Annotated in this window: 1 protein-coding gene and 2 pseudogenes; all 3 read right to left on the reverse strand. The window is 32.2% G+C overall.

Annotated features, from left to right (window positions below):
* Nucleotides 1–97: 97 nt before the first annotated feature.
* Nucleotides 98–241 (reverse strand): annotated as a pseudogene (locus tag NCY30_RS14915) (AAA family ATPase); the annotation flags it as partial.
* 131 nt (nucleotides 242–372) lie between these two features.
* Nucleotides 373–825, reverse strand: a pseudogene (locus NCY30_RS15270) (DUF6650 family protein).
* A 45-nt stretch (nucleotides 826–870) separates the two neighbouring features.
* Nucleotides 871–1,210: hypothetical protein (locus NCY30_RS14925; RefSeq protein WP_250818885.1), on the reverse strand; the 340-nt coding region annotated here is incomplete at its 5' end.

Genomic DNA, 1,210 nt, shown 5'->3' on the forward strand with positions numbered 1-1,210 from the left:
TTCTACTTTCTATCAAAGAAGTGGAGTAAGAATCTATCTTCTATTATTATGAGTTAGAAAAGGGCGAATATCTAGTTACCCAAAAACTAAGCGCTTACGTTAAGTCTCCCTGTGGATCAGCATCAACCAATAATACTTTTCGCCCCTGATGTGCAAGACCAATTCCAAGATTTAATGTCGTTGTGGTCTTAGCTGTTCCTCCCTTCTGATTTGCAAGGGCGATTACTTTACATTTGGTCATATGGTTTCCTCCTTCCTCGAAAAAATTTAATAGCCAATCCTTTTTACGGGACCGGCTATGTACAAAAATGGGCATGAAAAAAGCCGACGGATTCTTAGCGAACCAATCGGCTATGTAATTACACTTCCCTATTAATATTCTTTTGGAATTTCTTTAGAGAAAGTTATATTATAAGTTTCAGCAAGTAATTTTATATTATCTCGGAAAATTTTCCGAAATTTCTTCATAGCAACTCCATATTCCAAATCTTCCCAATCACTTTGCAAGTTTTTATAAAGAATTCCTCTTACTTCAACCCTCTGCATATTATCTAAGAATTCATTACATGCATCAACCATTTGCTTAATTATTGTTATTATATTTTGATCCTATTTATATCTGCTAAGTATATCTACAAGCTTATTTTTTATTTCTATCGCTGATTTCTCACTCCATTCCTTTTTTTCCATCTCTTTCGGGTTAATCAACAATCTTTTTGATTCTAAATAGTAGAACATCTCTTGAATTCCTTTTTGTCCAGATTCTGTATATTCCCAAGATATTCCACCAATTGGAACAGATATTCCATTCAATTTTATCCCCATATACCTCTTAACTCCTTTGTAACCTCAGTAATATCCTATAAATTTTTATTCTTCAGCCAGATACTCCCCTAATCTTTTTGCATTCACATATGCTTCTTTGTTCTCCATAATACTTTTCATTTCATTCTCCGCTTCTTTTTCTGTTTTGAATCCTTTATAAGATATAAACATAGGTCTACTATCTTCTTCTCCATAAGAAATTTTTGTTGTTCCATTTTCAAGTTCTATTATCTCTTTAACAATAGCATTGGTTAAAAGATTAGACGTATAAATTTCAACAGTCTCTCCCCATAAGTAAAACTCTTTTCTTTTTATAAAAGTTACATCTAATGCTGTTCCAACTTTTATATTCTCCTTTTGCTGATTAATTTTCAAATCATTGGTC

The sequence above is a fragment of the Dorea sp. MB18-49 genome (genome assembly GCF_023669465.1).
In the GTDB taxonomy this organism is placed as follows: domain Bacteria; phylum Bacillota; class Clostridia; order Lachnospirales; family Lachnospiraceae; genus Dorea_A; species Dorea_A longicatena.